Source organism: Bacillus sp. FSL H8-0545, assembly GCF_038006105.1.
Classification (GTDB): Bacteria; Bacillota; Bacilli; order Bacillales; family Bacillaceae_G; genus Bacillus_A; species Bacillus_A cereus_U.
Genome location: NZ_JBBOUO010000001.1, coordinates 3,616,196 through 3,632,460, shown reverse-complemented (window position 1 = coordinate 3,632,460; position 16,265 = coordinate 3,616,196). Strand labels below are relative to the sequence as shown.

The window sequence follows — 16,265 nt, the reverse complement described above, 5'->3', positions numbered from 1 at the left end:
AAGTACGAGGGTGGTGTTATATGAGTAATTATCTAGAAATTAAAAAAGTTTTAAATAATAATGTCATCATTGCTAGCCATCCTGAACACGAGGAAGTAGTAGTGATCGGTAAAGGAATTGGATTTGGAAAAAAGGCTGAAGATGTGTTGGAGCAAGAACAAATTGAGAAAATGTTTGTTTTAAAAAATGAACGTGATCGAGAACAATACAAACTTTTAGTGCCACATGTGAGTGAAAAGCTAATTGAATTGATGAATGATATTATGTTATACATTCAAGAAAAAGCGGAGTCTCCATTAAATGAACATATTCATATCGCTTTAACAGATCATATTTCTTTTGCAATTAAAAGGCTAAAACAAGGACTTACAATAGATAATCCTTTTTTAGTTGAAACGAAAATGCTATATCCAGAGGAATATGAAATTGCTGAAGGAGTTGTGCAACTTTTAAATTCTCGTTTGCAAATTACATTGCCAGAAGGAGAAGTTGGCTTTATCGCACTCCATATTTACAGCTCGCTTACAAACTCTGATTTATCTTCTGTTAATCAAAATTCCCGTCTTATTGCACAACTTGTTTCTTTAATTGAGATAAGCCTACAAATTACATTAGACCAAGAAAGCATTCATTATTTACGCCTTATTCGTCATTTGCAATATGCTATTGAACGGGTGAAAAAAGGAGAAAAAGTAGAAGAAGCACAAAGTTTTGCTGATTTATTAAAGGCAGAATATCCAGTCTGTTATAACTTAGCTTGGAAGCTAGTTAAGGTAATGCAAAAAGAATTACAACTTCCTGTTTATGAAGCGGAGAGTATTTATTTAACGATGCATTTACAACGATTAGTGAAAGCAGAACATGTGTAAAAAGACATATATTTTTGTCTAAAATGAAAACGTTAAAAAAAATGATTGAATCGCTTACAATAGTTATGTATAATAACTAATGCAAAGTTATACAAAATTCGACAAACAAATTAAGGTAAATAACGAAAACGTTTGCTTTAATTATAGTGAACTTATACGTAATCCTATTTTTGACACGTGTTACTGATTCGATCAGGCATGAGTGGAGAAAAGCTGGGAATGTAAGCTAAAGAAAGGGACATACTACCCTTTGTATAGCTATCGTTCTATCTTTTTTTTCCTCATGCCTTTTTGGCGTTTGTCGAAAAGTATCAATATAGATAAGAGAGGAAGGGTTTCCATGTTTAAGAAGATCTTTGGTGTTCTTCAAAAAGTCGGAAAAGCGCTTATGCTTCCAGTAGCGATTTTACCGGCAGCAGGTATTTTACTTGGATTTGGTAATGCATTTCAAAATCCACAACTAACAAATGTTATTCCTGCTTTAAAAGCAGATTGGTTCGTAATGGTTGCAAAAATTATGGAACAATCTGGTGATATTATTTTCGCTAACCTTGCGCTATTATTCGCAGTTGGGGTAGCAATCGGTTTAGCTGGTGGAGACGGAGTAGCTGGTTTAGCAGCGTTCGTCGGCTACTTAATTATGAACAAAACGATGAGTGTGTTCTTAGAAGTAGATAAACTAGTGAAAGTAACAAGCACTGGAACAGATCCAGTGAAAATTGGATTTTCAGATCCAGCATATGCAAACGTATTAGGAATTCCAACGCTGCAAACAGGAGTGTTTGGTGGTATTATCGTCGGGATAGTAGCGGCATATTGTTATAATAAATACTTCAACATTGAATTACCATCATACTTAGGTTTCTTTGCAGGTAAGCGTTTCGTACCGATCGCAACTGCAACATTCTCTTTAGTAGTAGGTATTATCATGTGCTTCATTTGGCCATACATTCAGGGTGGCTTAAATACGTTCTCACATCAAATGATTGATGCAAATAGAACGATAGCAGCATTTATATTCGGTTTAATCGAACGTTCATTAATTCCATTTGGATTACATCATATTTTCTATTCACCGTTCTGGTTCGAATTCGGTCAGTATACAAATGCAGCTGGCGAATTAATCCGTGGTGACCAAAAAATCTTTATGGCACAGTTAAAAGACGGCGTAGAATTAACAGCTGGTACATTTACAACTGGTAAGTATCCGTTCATGATGTTCGGTCTTCCAGCAGCAGCTTTAGCAATGTACCATGAAGCACGTCCAGAAAATAAAAAATTAGCAGCTGGTATTTTAGGATCTGCTGCATTAACATCTTTCTTAACAGGTATTACAGAACCGCTTGAATTTTCATTCTTATTCGTAGCACCAGTATTATTCGGAATTCATGCAGTATTCGCTGGTCTATCATTTATGACAATGCAAATTTTAGGTGTTAAAATTGGTATGACATTCTCTGGTGGTTTAATTGACTTCATATTATTCGGTGTACTACCAGGTCGTACGGCATGGTGGTGGGTAATTATTGTTGGTCTTGTACTAGCAGTTATTTACTACTTCGGATTCCGTTTCGCAATCCGTAAATGGAACTTAAAAACACCTGGTCGTGAAGTAGCGAATGCTAATGAAGGCGCAGGGAAAACAGAAGCAGGAGAACTTCCACGTGAAGTATTAGTAGCACTTGGTGGTAAAGAAAACATTGCTTCGTTAGATGCTTGTATTACTCGTTTACGCGTTCAAGTTAACGAACAAAAAAATGTAAATAAAGACCGCTTAAAAGAGCTTGGAGCAGCCGGTGTACTTGAAGTTGGAAATAACATTCAAGCTATTTTCGGACCGAAATCTGACACATTAAAATCACAAATTCATGATATTATGTCAGGTCGTACACCTCATGTTGAAAAAGAAGCGCCTGTAAAAGCGGAAGAAGCTCCTCAACAGGTTGATGAAAATGAAACAATCGTTTCACCAATTGAAGGGAAAATCTTACCGATTACAGAAGTACCCGACCAAGTATTCTCAGGGAAAATGATGGGAGATGGATTTGCGATTGAGCCAACAGAGGGAACAGTAGTTTCTCCGGTTAATGGTGAGATTGTAAATGTATTCCCTACAAAACATGCGATTGGTATTCAGTCTGAAGGCGGAAAAGAAATTTTAATCCACTTCGGTATTGATACTGTAAAATTAAATGGTGAAGGCTTTGAAGCGCTTGTAGCACAAGGTGATAAAGTGAAGCAAGGACAACCATTATTAAAAGTAGATCTTGCATTTGTAAAAGAAAATGCACCATCTATTATTACACCAATCGTCTTTACGAATTTACAACAAGGGCAACAAGTCGAATTGAAAAAAGATGGAAATGTTAAGAAGGGCGAAAACGCTATTATTGACATTCAGTAGGAATTTGACGCAAAATGTTTATAATTATAATAGGCGATGTGGTTGACCGAACATCGCCTATTATATACAATAGATGATGTAGTACTCACGTCTATACAACTGAAAAAATACTGTATTTAAAGGAGATAAATTATCATGGAAAAAATCTTTAAAGTAACTAGCGACTCAGGAATTCATGCTCGTCCAGCAACTCTACTTGTAAACACTGCAAGCAAATTTGGTTCTGACATTAACTTAGAGTATAACGGAAAAAACGTTAACTTAAAATCAATCATGGGTGTTATGTCTTTAGGAATTCAACAAGGCGCGGAAATTAAGGTCACTGCAAATGGTGATGATGCAGCTCAAGCACTAGCAGCTATCGAAGAAACTATGAAAAACGAAGGATTAGGAGAATAATGACTCTTAACATTCAAGGGATCGCTGCATCAAGTGGGATTGCTATTGCAAAGGCTTTCAGACTTGAGAATCCTGAATTTAACATTGAAAAGAAATCAATTACAGACGAAGCTGCTGAAATTGCACGCTTAGACGCTGCGCTTGAGAAAGCAAAATCTGAACTAGAAGCTATTAAGGACCATGCTTTTGCTGAGCTAGGTGCTGATAAAGCTGCTATCTTTGAAGCGCATTTATTAGTATTAAATGATCCAGAATTAGTAAATCCAGTAAAAGATAAAGTAAATGGCGAAAAAGTAAATGCTGAATTTGCAATGGATGAGGTTGCATCAATGTTTATTTCTATGTTTGAAAACATGGATAACGAATACATGAAAGAACGTGCTGCGGATATTCGCGACGTAACAAAACGTGTTCTTGCACATTTACTAGGAATTAACTTCTCAAATCCTGGTACAATTTCTGAAGAAGTAATCATCATTGCTGAAGATTTAACACCATCTGATACAGCTCAGTTAAACCGTGAGTATGCAAAAGGTTTCACAACTGATATCGGTGGACGTACATCTCACTCTGCAATTATGGCTCGTTCTATGGAAATTCCAGCTGTTGTTGGTACGAAAGTTGTTATGGAGAAAATCCAAAACGGCGATATCGTAATCATTGACGGTTTAGATGGAGAAGTAATTGTAAACCCATCTGAAGAAACTCTTCGTTCTTTTGAAGAAAAGAAAGCGAAATTTGAAGAGCAAAAAGCTGTATGGGCAAAATTAAAAGACCAAGCAACTGTAACAAGTGATGGACATCACGTTGAGCTTGTTGCTAATATCGGAACACCAAATGATGTACAAGGTATTATCGATAATGGCGGAGAAGGTGTTGGTTTATACCGTACAGAATTCTTATACATGGGCCGTGACAATCTTCCAACAGAAGAAGAGCAGTTCGAAGCGTATAAAGCAGTTCTTGAAGGTGTAAAAGAAGATCAACCAGTCGTTGTTCGTACACTTGACATCGGTGGAGATAAAGAGCTTCCATACTTACATTTACCAAAAGAAATGAACCCATTCTTAGGATACCGTGCAATTCGCTTATGTCTTGATGAGCAAGATGTGTTCCGTACACAACTTCGTGCATTACTTCGTGCTAGCGTATACGGTAACTTAAAAATTATGTTCCCGATGATTGCAACTCTTGATGAGTTCCGTCAAGCGAAAGCAATCTTATTAGAAGAGAAAGAAAGACTTGTAGAAGCGGGTACAACTGTTTCTGATTCTATTGAAGTGGGGATGATGGTTGAAATTCCAGCTTCAGCAGTATTAGCAGATCAATTCGCAAAAGAAGTTGATTTCTTCTCTATCGGAACAAATGACTTAATCCAATACACAATGGCTGCAGACCGTATGAACGAACAAGTAGCTTACTTATACCAACCGTATAACCCATCTATTTTACGTCTTGTAAAAATGGTTATCGATGCTGCTCATAAAGAAGGCAAATGGGCTGGTATGTGTGGTGAGATGGCAGGAGATTCACTTGCTATCCCATTATTATTAGGATTAGGTTTAGATGAGTTCAGTATGAGTGCAACATCAATTCTTCCTGCAAGAACACAACTAAGCAAGTTGTCAAAAGCAGAAATGGAAACTTTAGCAGAAAAGGCATTAATGATGTCAACTGCTGAAGAAGTTGTTGAATTAGTTAAAAGCATATAAGTATAAAAAAACCTGAGTCGATTTGAAATCGGTCTCAGGTTTTTTTGCTACATATACCTTAGGTGATTTTATTGATTAAACTTATCTTAAAGAGCAATTGCGATAACATCCTCTGGGCAAACACGTAAAATCCCTTCAAATCTATCGTCATTACGATTGTTTCCATTCTTATCATCTTTGTTGTTGTCTTTGTCGTCATCTTTTCTTAATTGAGAGAATAGAGCAACACCGTTACAGAACCCCTCAAAAACTAAATTGCGGAATGTTGCATTTCCTTTTAGTTTAAGAAGCGAAACCTCAGTTCCTATAGAAAGATGTGCAAGCACGTTACATACAGCATGTCGTTGTGGTCTAATTTCTTCTTTCTCTTTCTCACGATGGTTGTGGTTGCGCTCTCTTTCATGATGATGACATTCTCTAAAGTTATCACAGCATCCAAATGATCCAAACATAATCCTCATCACCCCCTTCACACTTATAATCTATGTAAGTTCGGCAGTCGGTGACTGGACAGATAATGGAAATTTTTCTAGGGGATTTTCTCATTTTAAATGACTAGATGGGTATTTAGTATGGAATGATGTTTAAAATAGGGGAAATGTCACAAAAAAATGTAAAGACCACCGAAATGAATGAAATAGGTAGCCTTTACACTTTTTTGCTTTTATATAAAACGATGATATATACAGGAAGAGCTAAGAGTAGTGGTGCAATGGATCGTACAGTATGTTTTTCTGCTTCTAATTGTAACGCTTCTTCTTTTGGGAATTGTAACACTGATATGTTTGCAGCATCGCCAATAAAATATAGCAGTAGTACAGTTACTATGTAACTTAAAAGTGCGATAAAGCTTCCGTATGAACTCAATGAAAATCCCTCTCTTGTTATCTATTTGTTATCATTGTATCACAATTGTAACAAAAATACACGGTTATATTTTGATACTTTAACAAATTTCGACACAAAACGCCATATTTGTTTATGGGGATAGCATGAAAATTACGATTTCTCTATGTATAGATGTCGAATAATACATTGTAATATTACGGATGTGTGACAGAATATAAAAAAACGAAGGTAATGAAATTACCTTCGTTTTTATTATTTCGCCCATTCACTTACTTGTTCTACGCTCATGCGTGGTGCAGGATGACCTTTTAAAGTTGATTCACCAATTGTAATAAGCATAATTGGTACGTGACGAGATGAAACATTAAATTCTTCCATTAGTGCTTGTGGGTTGAAACCACCAATTGCGCAAGTATCCCAGCCAGTTGCTTTAGCAGCAAGCATAAGTTGCATTGCTGCTAAAGCAGCATTTGAAAAGGCAGCATCTCTTGGGAATTGCTCACGAGCATATGCAGATTCAATGTTTTTAGCTAAGCGTTCTTTTGCTTCTTCTTTCATAAATCCTTGTTCTACGATTGGACCATAAACGGGTTCAACGTTTTTATAAGCTTCTAAATCACCTAAAATAGCGACTACTGCAGAAGCATCAAGAATTTGTTGTTGGTTATAAGCAATTGGATGTAATCGTTTTTGTACATCTTCGCCTTGGAAAACAAGGAATTTCCAGTGTTGCAGGTTCCAAGCAGAAGGTGCTTGAGCAGCTGCTTTTAAAATTTCGTGTAATTCTGTAGATGAAATTTCTTTTTCGGGGTTGAATGCACGTGTAGATGTGCGTTCATATAAAACGTTAAAAAAGTCACTGTTTGTCATTATATATCCTCCAAATTACATATCAGCTTAATTTAAAATACATGTAATATATTCTACTTACATTTTGTAAGTTATTGAATTTAAGAATATAATAACTTTATTTTAATTGTCAAGTTTTAAGTGCTAAGGAGGGCATTCATACAAACGATACAATTCCTACAATCATACACTAAAAAAGGAATTTATTGAGTAAAAAGGCGAAGATAACATTCTCAATTAGCTTGTTAATATGTATCCCTCACTAATCGAATTTTTTTGAGAACAATCTTTTATAAAATGATTGTGAGGAATTCAGTAAAACAAGATATATGAAGTGAGTGAAGACTAGTGATGAACATACTACATTTTTTATTAGAGAATACTGTTTTCCAAAATGTATTACAAGATCTTCAGTTGAATGTCCTTTATATAGAAGATGGATGTACACATCAACAAACGATAGAAAATGTCCATCCAAAGTGTATGTTTATAGCAAATAGTTTTGAAGAAGGAGAAATATTGTTTCATAGAACTAGACCGCATATTGTAATTATGTATGTAACAGATGTTGATCAAATAAAATATATAAAGAATATATATGATTCACGGAGTACATTCATTATCATTTGGGATCAACAGATAAACAGTGAGTTTGCAGATTTACTAATGTTAGGAATACGTAATATTGTTATAGCACCAGTAACCCCACAAGTGGTACTAGAGGAAGTGAATAAGAGTTTATATCAACTTTCTTTAGTGCAGCAAGTAGGTTTACAACAAGAATTGCTTCAAACGATGTTTGATTTTCAAAATGATTTATTATTTGTAGTAGAAGATGATGAGATTGTTGATTGTAATACGAATTTTTTACAATTCTTCGGATATGATAATTTATTTACGTATCGCGAACAACATTTAGTGTTTGCAGAACATCTTATTAGAGAGAACGGATATTATTCGACGACTCACGATATAACATGGTTGGATGATACTTTATCAAATGGAAGAAGAATTAAAATGTACAATCATGAAGGAGAAGCATTGACTTTTCTATTACGTGCGATACCATTACCAGAAGACTTATCGCGATTTATAGTAAAATGCACAGAGATTACAGAATTAGATGAAATCTATCAAGAGCAAGAAAGACTTGCAATGATAGATTCATTGACAGAAATATATAATCGTTTGAAATTCCAACAAATATTGGAGAAAGAGTGGGAGAATGTAATACGTAACGATGAAAAAATAGCACTTATTTTGTTTGATATAGATAATTTTAAATCAGTAAATGACACATATGGTCATGATTTTGGCGATTTAGCATTAGTACAGCTTGCAGATCTTATGAAATCTAAAGTTGAAAATCAACATATATTTGCAAGGTGGGGAGGAGAGGAATTTATAATATTAGTGACAAATACGGTAGAAAAAGAAGCGTTTCAAGTTGCGGAGTCATTACGATTTTTTATTGAAACAAAGCAATTCTCTGGAATTTCAAAGTTAACAGCGAGTTTTGGAGTTGCGTTACATGAGAATGGGATTACTAAAGAAGAATTAATGCAAAGAGCGGATATTGCATTATATGAAGCAAAAAAAAATGGGAAAAATCAAGTATGTATATATAGGAAAGAAAAAATGTGATTTTTCGCAACAAATTGTTGCGATTTTTTTTTATTACCTGATAATAGAATATGGGGGACCATTTTAAATGAAGTAACGACGGAGGAACAATATGATAAAAAAAATAATGGCTATGGTTTCACTGTCTGCTGTAGTTTGCGGCGGAGTATACTATTTTCTCTATAGTCCAGATCCAAAGGAACAAGCAGTATTAACAACAAAGGTAACGCCTGCTATTGAGTCAGAGGTACAAGATAATATAGAAGAAGTACAAAAAATTGATTATGCTAGTATATCTCAAAAGTTAGATCAGTATTTAGTAGGAAAGCAATTTAATGGGACAGTTTTGGTGACAGATAAAGAGCGTGTTATATTGAATAAAGGATATGGATATGCTGATGTTCAAAATAAAATAGAAAATACACCTCAAACAAAATATCGTATCGGTTCTATTACGAAAACAGTTGTTGCTACATCCATTCTACAGTTACAAGAACAAGGGAAGTTAAATATCCAAGATAATGTAAATAAATACATTCCTTCATTTCCAGCAGATAAAAACATCACGTTATATCACTTATTAACGCATACATCTGGTTTACCGGAAAATGGGAAAGGAAAGGTTAATGTAGCTTCACGTATAAATTTAATAAATTGGATTGGAAGTCAAAAGTTAGATTTTCCACCAGGAACAGGTTGGAAGTATACGGATTATAATTATATGGTGCTCGCTTATATTATAGAAAATATAACGAAAAAGCCTTTAGGAGATTATATAAAAGAAAATATATTTACAAAGGCAGAGATGCATGAATCAGGTATGGGAAATATGGTGCCTGGAGATAAAAACTTCACGAAGGGTTATGTGAAGAAAGATCAAGAACTTGTACCAGCGCAAAAATTAGGGATGGACTGGTTATATGGCTCTGGTGAGATGTATACGACAGTAGGAGATATGAAGAAATTAGATGAAGCGATTATAAATGGCAAGCTTCTTTCTGAACAAAGTATACAAGCGATGTTTACACCTTCACAAGAAAGAAAATATGGATTTAGCTTTTACATATATCCTGATTTTTTCCATAACCATGGTGTACTATCTGGTTGGAATACGTTTAATAATTTCAATAAAGAAAAAGGAACGTTTGTTATTTTATTTTCAAATGTGAAGAATGGTTTGGATGATGATTTTAATAAGGAATTTCGGAAGATGGTAAATGATTTATTAGAACAAAGGGGATGAGAAGATGGAAAATAAAAATTTATCAATAGGTTTTATTGGTATTGGTGTGATGGGAAAAAGTATGGTTAACCATTTAATGCAAAGTGGTTATAAAGTATATGTATATAATAGAACGAAGGAAAAAGCGGATTCTTTAGTGCAAGAGGGTGCGACTTGGTGTGATACACCGAAAGCGTTAGTAAAGCAAGTTGATGTTGTTATGACGATGGTTGGTTATCCTCATGATGTAGAAGAAGTGTACTTTGGGATAGATGGAATTTTAGAACATGCAAATGAAGGTACGATAGCAATTGACTTTACAACATCGACACCAACATTGGCAAAACGTATTAATGAAGTTGCGAAAAGCAAGAATATATATACATTAGATGCACCAGTATCTGGAGGGGATGTTGGAGCTAAAGAAGCTAGACTAGCAATTATGGTCGGTGGAGAGAACAGAATATATGATATTTGCTTACCTCTATTTGAAAAACTAGGAACAAATATTCAGTTGCAAGGCCCTGCTGGGAGTGGACAACATACAAAAATGTGCAATCAAATTGCAATTGCTTCTAACATGATAGGAGTATGTGAAGCGGTAGCGTATGCGAAAAAGGCGGGACTTAATGCAGATAAAGTATTAGAGAGTATTTCGACAGGAGCTGCAGGTAGCTGGTCATTAAGTAATTTAGCTCCTCGAATGTTAAAAGGAGATTTTGAACCTGGCTTTTATGTAAAGCATTTTATGAAAGATATGAAGATTGCTTTAGATGAAGCTGAAAAATTACAATTACCAGTACCGGGTTTAACCCTAGCGAAGGAATTGTATGAAGAGCTAATCGCAGATGGAAAAGAGAATAGCGGAACACAAGTATTATACAAAAAGTATATAAGGGGGTAAATGAAATGGATCTCCAAAAGTTTGACGAGATGATTGATGCTGTGCAGCGAGCAACTTGTGTACAGATTAATGATAAGCAAAAAGAAGCTTTTAAACAAAAATACGATTTTGGACCAGATTTTGAATATGGAAGAGATGAGAAAGGGCATTATGTTATCCGAACCTCGAAAAAGATGTTAGAGGAAATGGAGTTTTATTTGGCATTGAAATATGATCGGGATGGAATTGCTCTTTATATGCATGCTGAGATTGAAGGGACATGTCATGTATCCGTTAGCTATAGTGAAGATGCACTTCATTTGCAAGAATTGTTTCAATTTCTAGAAGAAAATAAATAAAAAGTCCTCATTTGAGGACTTTTTATTTATTTAGGCAGGCATAATATTTAAGTTGGATAATTTATAGGCTGGAAGCGCGACGGCATCTTTCAATTGGGAATGGAATAACTTGTGCAATGTGATTAGGACCCAACTGTTTCGCGCGAGCATGGCGTAGTATATAAAATGCGCACAGAATAGCAACAGGAATAGCACCATATAAACCAAAAAATAAAGCGCTTACACATGATGCAGCAAAACCTAAAACACCAACTTCTAATTCTTCCATAATAGCTCCTAAAATGACAGGAATAGCTCCGCATGTAACTCCTAGTATAAGTGCGATAAGTAAACTCATGATTATCCCCCTCTGTTTGCAATATTCTTTTCCTTCTTATTAGTTGTAGTATATCATACGTAAAACAGAATTTTCAGAAAAAATTCAAAAAAAGTTCAATAAATGTTCAAAAAGTATTCCGAAATGTACTTGATAAAGTGGAATTATGATTCGAGATATTTGATTTAAACAAACGAAAGGGACAAATCATTTTAGTAAATAAAAAATCAGGCTTACTTCAATGTTATGAAATAAGCCTGTTCCATAGGAGGATGTATATATGTAGAGTGAATAAAAGGTTGGAAAAGGGGTTCCAAGTTCTTTTATTCAACTAGCTACCTTAATAAATTGGAACCCAACCTTCTGTTGTAACAAAAATACGAATAGCTACAACTTGGCGATCATCTTGTAAGGTAAAATAGTGTCTTGCATTTTCAGGCACAGATATAAGATCACCAGGCTCAAGTTCAACGTCAAAGAATCGACCATCTTTTCCTTCAATAGCGAAGATGCCATGACCGCTGACAATAAAGCGAACTTCATCGTCAGTATGATGGTGTTCTTTTTGGAAATTAATTAATAACTCGTCAAGGTTAGGTGTGCTATTTGAAAGTGAAATCACATCATATGCTTTATAACCTCTGCGCTCTGAAACATCAGCAATTTCTTTTGAAAACAACGTTAATATTTCAGCTTTGTTTTCATCTGTTAAGGAGTAATTTTCTTTTAAATGAGTAGGAAGTTTAGAAATATTCCATTTCTCATATAAAACATCTTCTCCTTGTAGAAAGTTTGATACTTCTACTTCATTTTCAATACGAATATTTTCCTCATGAATACGAATTTGCGCCATTAGAAACGCCTCCTTGAATTGATAATAATTTTATATGAAATTGGAATAAAAACTCATAAGCTTCTAATCTTTTTTTTGCATCAAAGCTATCACGGCCCCATACGGTAATGCCATGATTTCGAATTAATACTGCTCCTGAATCTCCTTGTATATGCTTTCGAAATTTCTCTCCAAGCGTTGGGATATGAGCATCATTTTCGATAATAGGAATGTTAATCGTTGCACCTTCTTCCCAAATATCAAGAGCTTTAATAATCTCTTGATTTTGAAGAGTGACTTTATCGCTATACAAATTTGTGATGACATTATTATCAGTTGTATGAACATGAAGTACGCACCCGGCATTCGTGCTGTTATAAATATGTGTATGCAATATTGTTTCTGCTGAAGGGCTTAACTCAGTTTCTAAAACGGGAACTCCTTGATGATTTACTAATAGAAAATCATCTGGAGTGGTTTTTGTTTTATCTTTGCCACTTGCTGTAATAAGAAAAGTAAGGGGATCATGACTGACTTTTATAGAAATATTTCCACTTGTTGCTGGAAACCAATTCCGAGTTGTTAATTCTTTTTTTATTTCACTTAAGTCATACCATTGACGAAAAAGTTGTTTCATGATTTCACCTCCAACAAATGTTGTAATTCGACTTGAATATCGTGAAATGTGTTAAAGGATGTATAAGCAATATGATTTTCTTCACATTTTGTAATAAGGAAGTCACGGGCAAATACTTTATCTGCTTGTTTTGCTGCTTGTAAATCAGTAATGGAATCTCCTATCACAATATGAAAATCATCTTTAGAGCTTAGTTTACGAATTAATGATGATTTACAGAGACCGCAACTATGCTGACATTGCTCGTCACAAGGGTGCGGCCATTTAACTTCAACAAATTCTCCTGAAAAGTCAGTTGCATTACAATAAATTTGTTCTTTAGGGATTATTTCTTGTAAGAGTGGATAGACGAAGAAATCCATTCCACCTGATATAACGTAAAAGGAAATGTTATTTTCATTAATAAATTGTATGAATTCATGAAAACCTGTACGGATTTCAGCAGTTTCTTGTAAAAACTGAATAATATCATCGTGTAGATTAATAGGTATTAATCGAAATAATTGAGAAACACCTTCTTGAATAGAAAGTTCTTGCGATAAAATTTTTTGCTTTATCTCCTCTGCTTCTGGTGGTGCGAATTTTTCCATAATGGACATGATATTATCGTTATTTGTAATCGTACCATCGAAATCACAAAATACTTGAATACTCATAATTTCACCTCATGAGAAGGATTTCCCCATATTTGTAGTGCGCTATGCAAATTTATTTCATCCACTTCATGGAGTGGTTTACCTTGTAAAGTAGCTTCAATTGCAGTACGGAAAGCTTTGCCACCACCTTGAGCTCCATTTGGATGCCCATGAATCCCGCCGCCGGCATTAATAACAACATCCTTACCAAAATCTCGTAGAATAAAGGGAACGAAACCAGGATGAATTCCAGCAGATGGAACAGAAAAACTTTTCTTGAAATAGTGGTCTTCCTCAGTTAATGCTTCTGTAATGAGAAGAGCTTCCTCTTTTTCTAATGCAACGTTGCCGTATGGTGATGGGAATAAAGAGAAATCAGCACCAGCGTAACGTAGTAACTTTCCAAGTAGTAATGGAGAAGAGAACCCGTATAGTTTCGATGACGAATATGCGCCACTTACAGCAGGGTGTGCCATAATAGGAATTGGAATTTCCTCGTCTTCTACAAGTGATTGCAGTACATCTAATCCATAAGAAAATACATTAAATAAAAGAATGTCTGCTCCAGCTAACACCGCACGTTTCGCGTTCTCTTTTAAATCATAAGTTCGCCCTGTTAAATTTACTGCGTATAAAGTTTTATGTCCGTAGGTTTCGTATACAGATTGTAAAACTTCTTTCCCAGATTCAATTCTTTTTGTAAGTGGTGTTAATGAGTTTTCGAATAAAATTTCATCATCTTTTACAATATCTACGCCTCCAATTGCCTGATCGCGTAGTTGAGTTTTTAAATATCCAATATTCCGTCCTATCATCCCTTTGAAAATACTCATTAGAAGAGGGCGATCTTGAACTTGTAAAAGGTTTCGGATACCTTCAATTCCAAATTTCGGTCCAGGGAACTGTTTCTTTAATTCGTCTGAGAATGTTAAATCAATTAGTTTAATTTCCCCATCTAACGAAAGTTTTCCAAATGTTGTTGTCAAAATGGCTGGTAAGTCTGGGCTGAAGTTCAGCGATGGATAATGAATTTTAATGATTCCACGTGATACTCTTTTGCCAAGATAAGAGTTAATATGTTCTTGTTCGTCTAACTCTTCAATATGAATGACATTGCCTTTATGTTGTTTTAATTGTTCTTGTAATAAGTGTGGTAAATGAGTCCACGAGCCAATTGTTAAACCAATTGCAATTTGTTCTGCTTTCTTTTCTAAGTTGTGAGAATCATCGTGGATTAAATATGTCGCTATAATTCCGCTCATTGTTATAACCTCCTAGTTAAATAAAAAAACCTCTCAGCTAAGGAGAGGTTTTTTTACAACCAGCTCCTTATCTGTCAGCGTAACGCTGCGAGAATTAGCACCGTGTCTACAATTGTAGATCGGTTGCCGGGTTTCGTCGGGCTCGTCCCTCCACCTGCTCTTGATAAGAAGTATTTAGAAATGTTTAAATTTTTAAGATAACTGAATTTTGTCAGATATTTTTTATGTTGTCAATGACTTTTTGAAAAAATTTAATTTATCAATTCGATTAATTGCTTCTCGTAATCTATCTTCTGTATGCAAGAGACCAACACGAACATACCCTTCGCCGTGCTCACCAAATCCAACACCAGGAGCAACTGCAACGTGTGCTTTTTCTAGCAAAATATCAGAAAATTGCTCAGATGTATATCCTTCTGGTACAGGAAGCCATGCAAAGAATGATCCGGTTGGAATATCTACATTCCAACCAATTGAGTGACAAGCTGAAATAAGAGCATTTCTCCGAGATTCATAACTATTAACAAGATCTACCACACAAGACTGCGAGCCTAATAGTGCTTCGCGGGCAGCATCTTGAACTGCGCCAAAAATACTAACATACATATGATCTTGCAATAGGTTAATTGTTTCGATGACACTTTCATTCCCCACTGCAAAAGCAATACGCCAGCCAGCCATATTGAAAGTTTTTGATAAAGTGTAAATTTCAATTCCTGTATCTTTGGCGCCGTCTGCTTGCAAGAAACTAACAGGCTTTTGACCATCAAATCCGATAGCACCGTAAGCAAAATCATGAACAACTAATATATTATGTTTACTAGCAAAATGAATGGTTTCATCAAAGAATTCTTTTGATGCAGTAGCACCGGTAGGATTATTAGGATAGTTTAAAAACATTAACTTGGATTTCTTGGCAATAGAGTCATCAATTTTTGTATAATCTGGTAAAAAATTATTTTCTGCAATAAGCGGCATTGTTTCAAAGTGCGCTTTTGCTAAAGCAACTCCGGATAAATAATCTGGATAGCCTGGATCTGGAACGAGAATGGTATCACCAGGGTTTGTAAAACAAATTGGTAATTCTACTAATCCAGCCTTTCCACCAAACAAAATAGCAACTTCAGTTTTTGGATTTACTACTACATCATATTCACGTTGATAGAATGTTGCCACGGCTTCTTTTAAGCTTTCATGTCCGCGAAATGGCGGATATTTATGATGAATGGCCTTTTCAGCAGCATCTTGTAAAGCTTTTACGATATGCTGTGGTGTTGGTTGATCTGGATTACCTTGACCTAGATTAATAACATCGTGACCAGCTGCAACGACTTTGTTAACTTTTGCAACAAGTGAAGCGAAAAATTGTGTCGGCAATGATGTTACTACTTCGGAAGGTTGAAAATTTTTCATA

At 35.1% G+C, this 16,265-nt stretch carries 17 protein-coding genes and 1 riboswitch; of the genes, 8 read left to right on the top strand and 9 right to left on the bottom strand.

Annotated features, from left to right (window positions below; genetic code table 11):
* Nucleotides 1-20 precede the first annotated feature (20 nt).
* From glcT to ptsP, 4 genes are all read left to right on the top strand, one after another.
* Entirely contained in the window at nucleotides 21-869 is an 849-nt protein-coding gene (gene glcT / locus MHI07_RS18935) for a glucose PTS transporter transcription antiterminator GlcT (protein WP_002160625.1), read from the top strand.
* A gap of 340 nt (nucleotides 870-1,209) precedes the next feature.
* Complete coding sequence (gene ptsG, locus MHI07_RS18930; RefSeq protein ID WP_002111599.1) at nucleotides 1,210-3,273, top strand: PTS glucose transporter subunit IIABC; 2,064 nt, start codon at nucleotides 1,210-1,212, stop codon at nucleotides 3,271-3,273.
* 135 nt (nucleotides 3,274-3,408) lie between these two features.
* Complete coding sequence (gene ptsH / locus MHI07_RS18925) at nucleotides 3,409-3,672, top strand: phosphocarrier protein HPr (RefSeq protein WP_002033915.1); 264 nt, start codon at nucleotides 3,409-3,411, stop codon at nucleotides 3,670-3,672.
* Complete coding sequence (ptsP, locus tag MHI07_RS18920; protein ID WP_002160626.1) at nucleotides 3,672-5,384, top strand: phosphoenolpyruvate--protein phosphotransferase; 1,713 nt, start codon at nucleotides 3,672-3,674, stop codon at nucleotides 5,382-5,384. The genes ptsH and ptsP overlap by 1 nt, the downstream gene beginning before the upstream one ends.
* An 86-nt stretch (nucleotides 5,385-5,470) precedes the next feature.
* Here the strand turns inward: ptsP and MHI07_RS18915 are convergent, their stop codons facing one another.
* The 3 genes from MHI07_RS18915 to MHI07_RS18905 all read right to left on the bottom strand — a co-directional run bounded on the left by MHI07_RS18915 (nucleotide 5,471) and on the right by MHI07_RS18905 (nucleotide 7,103).
* Nucleotides 5,471-5,836: a DUF3915 family protein gene (locus MHI07_RS18915; RefSeq protein ID WP_002160627.1), complete on the bottom strand. Its 366-nt coding sequence runs from the start codon at nucleotides 5,834-5,836 to the stop codon at nucleotides 5,471-5,473.
* A gap of 196 nt (nucleotides 5,837-6,032) precedes the next feature.
* Nucleotides 6,033-6,251, bottom strand: coding sequence for a hypothetical protein (locus tag MHI07_RS18910; protein ID WP_002160628.1), 219 nt, complete (start codon nucleotides 6,249-6,251; stop codon nucleotides 6,033-6,035).
* A gap of 234 nt (nucleotides 6,252-6,485) precedes the next feature.
* Nucleotides 6,486-7,103, bottom strand: coding sequence for a nitroreductase family protein (locus MHI07_RS18905; protein WP_002160629.1), 618 nt, complete (start codon nucleotides 7,101-7,103; stop codon nucleotides 6,486-6,488).
* Between the two features lie 330 nt (nucleotides 7,104-7,433).
* On the opposite strand from MHI07_RS18905, the gene MHI07_RS18900 reads away from it, so the two are divergent.
* From MHI07_RS18900 to MHI07_RS18885, 4 genes are all read left to right on the top strand, one after another.
* Nucleotides 7,434-8,726, top strand: coding sequence for a GGDEF domain-containing protein (locus tag MHI07_RS18900; RefSeq protein WP_070144795.1), 1,293 nt, complete (start codon nucleotides 7,434-7,436; stop codon nucleotides 8,724-8,726).
* A gap of 91 nt (nucleotides 8,727-8,817) precedes the next feature.
* Entirely contained in the window at nucleotides 8,818-9,948 is a 1,131-nt protein-coding gene (locus tag MHI07_RS18895; protein ID WP_340825647.1) for a serine hydrolase domain-containing protein, read from the top strand.
* Between the two features lie 4 nt (nucleotides 9,949-9,952).
* The gene (locus tag MHI07_RS18890; protein WP_002160632.1) at nucleotides 9,953-10,831 is read left to right on the top strand and encodes an NAD(P)-dependent oxidoreductase; all 879 of its coding nucleotides are present in this window, start codon (nucleotides 9,953-9,955) and stop codon (nucleotides 10,829-10,831) included.
* 5 nt (nucleotides 10,832-10,836) lie between these two features.
* Nucleotides 10,837-11,169, top strand: a complete 333-nt coding sequence (locus MHI07_RS18885) for a DUF3909 family protein (RefSeq protein ID WP_002122159.1) — start codon at nucleotides 10,837-10,839, stop codon at nucleotides 11,167-11,169.
* A gap of 61 nt (nucleotides 11,170-11,230) precedes the next feature.
* Here MHI07_RS18885 and MHI07_RS18880 read toward each other — a convergent pair whose 3' ends face one another.
* The 6 genes from MHI07_RS18880 to MHI07_RS18855 all read right to left on the bottom strand — a co-directional run bounded on the left by MHI07_RS18880 (nucleotide 11,231) and on the right by MHI07_RS18855 (nucleotide 16,264).
* Nucleotides 11,231-11,506, bottom strand: a complete 276-nt coding sequence (locus tag MHI07_RS18880; protein ID WP_098776689.1) for a hypothetical protein — start codon at nucleotides 11,504-11,506, stop codon at nucleotides 11,231-11,233.
* 319 nt (nucleotides 11,507-11,825) lie between these two features.
* Nucleotides 11,826-12,338: a 1,2-dihydroxy-3-keto-5-methylthiopentene dioxygenase gene (locus tag MHI07_RS18875; protein ID WP_215579546.1), complete on the bottom strand. Its 513-nt coding sequence runs from the start codon at nucleotides 12,336-12,338 to the stop codon at nucleotides 11,826-11,828.
* Nucleotides 12,316-12,954: a methylthioribulose 1-phosphate dehydratase gene (locus tag MHI07_RS18870; protein ID WP_002145939.1), complete on the bottom strand. Its 639-nt coding sequence runs from the start codon at nucleotides 12,952-12,954 to the stop codon at nucleotides 12,316-12,318. Before MHI07_RS18870 ends, MHI07_RS18875 begins: the two co-directional genes overlap by 23 nt.
* Nucleotides 12,951-13,610, bottom strand: a complete 660-nt coding sequence (locus MHI07_RS18865) for a 2-hydroxy-3-keto-5-methylthiopentenyl-1-phosphate phosphatase (protein ID WP_002111579.1) — start codon at nucleotides 13,608-13,610, stop codon at nucleotides 12,951-12,953. Before MHI07_RS18865 ends, MHI07_RS18870 begins: the two co-directional genes overlap by 4 nt.
* Complete coding sequence (mtnW, locus tag MHI07_RS18860) at nucleotides 13,607-14,851, bottom strand: 2,3-diketo-5-methylthiopentyl-1-phosphate enolase (RefSeq protein WP_215579542.1); 1,245 nt, start codon at nucleotides 14,849-14,851, stop codon at nucleotides 13,607-13,609. The genes MHI07_RS18865 and mtnW overlap by 4 nt, the downstream gene beginning before the upstream one ends.
* Nucleotides 14,852-14,915: 64 nt before the next feature.
* Nucleotides 14,916-15,021: riboswitch (SAM riboswitch) on the bottom strand.
* A 52-nt stretch (nucleotides 15,022-15,073) separates the two neighbouring features.
* Nucleotides 15,074-16,264 (bottom strand): pyridoxal phosphate-dependent aminotransferase, encoded by a 1,191-nt coding sequence (locus MHI07_RS18855; RefSeq protein ID WP_016106075.1) that lies wholly within the window; start codon nucleotides 16,262-16,264, stop codon nucleotides 15,074-15,076.
* Between the last annotated feature and the right edge of the window lies 1 nt (nucleotide 16,265).

Excerpts from the sequence above, each read along its gene's own strand:
- ptsH (WP_002033915.1), top strand. The coding sequence starts at position 3,409 with ATGGAAAAAATCTTTAAAGTAACTAGCGACTCAGGAATTCATGCTCGT.
- MHI07_RS18895 (WP_340825647.1), top strand. The coding sequence starts at position 8,818 with ATGATAAAAAAAATAATGGCTATGGTTTCACTGTCTGCTGTAGTTTGC.
- MHI07_RS18880 (WP_098776689.1), bottom strand. The coding sequence starts at position 11,506 with ATGAGTTTACTTATCGCACTTATACTAGGAGTTACATGCGGAGCTATT.
- MHI07_RS18870 (WP_002145939.1), bottom strand. The coding sequence starts at position 12,954 with ATGAAACAACTTTTTCGTCAATGGTATGACTTAAGTGAAATAAAAAAA.
- MHI07_RS18855 (WP_016106075.1), bottom strand. The coding sequence starts at position 16,264 with ATGAAAAATTTTCAACCTTCCGAAGTAGTAACATCATTGCCGACACAA.
- MHI07_RS18885 (WP_002122159.1), top strand. The coding sequence starts at position 10,837 with ATGGATCTCCAAAAGTTTGACGAGATGATTGATGCTGTGCAGCGAGCA.
- MHI07_RS18865 (WP_002111579.1), bottom strand. The coding sequence starts at position 13,610 with ATGAGTATTCAAGTATTTTGTGATTTCGATGGTACGATTACAAATAAC.
- glcT (WP_002160625.1), top strand. The coding sequence starts at position 21 with ATGAGTAATTATCTAGAAATTAAAAAAGTTTTAAATAATAATGTCATC.
- MHI07_RS18875 (WP_215579546.1), bottom strand. The coding sequence starts at position 12,338 with ATGGCGCAAATTCGTATTCATGAGGAAAATATTCGTATTGAAAATGAA.
- MHI07_RS18890 (WP_002160632.1), top strand. The coding sequence starts at position 9,953 with ATGGAAAATAAAAATTTATCAATAGGTTTTATTGGTATTGGTGTGATG.
- mtnW (WP_215579542.1), bottom strand. The coding sequence starts at position 14,851 with ATGAGCGGAATTATAGCGACATATTTAATCCACGATGATTCTCACAAC.
- MHI07_RS18900 (WP_070144795.1), top strand. The coding sequence starts at position 7,434 with ATGAACATACTACATTTTTTATTAGAGAATACTGTTTTCCAAAATGTA.
- ptsP (WP_002160626.1), top strand. The coding sequence starts at position 3,672 with ATGACTCTTAACATTCAAGGGATCGCTGCATCAAGTGGGATTGCTATT.
- MHI07_RS18915 (WP_002160627.1), bottom strand. The coding sequence starts at position 5,836 with ATGTTTGGATCATTTGGATGCTGTGATAACTTTAGAGAATGTCATCAT.
- ptsG (WP_002111599.1), top strand. The coding sequence starts at position 1,210 with ATGTTTAAGAAGATCTTTGGTGTTCTTCAAAAAGTCGGAAAAGCGCTT.
- MHI07_RS18905 (WP_002160629.1), bottom strand. The coding sequence starts at position 7,103 with ATGACAAACAGTGACTTTTTTAACGTTTTATATGAACGCACATCTACA.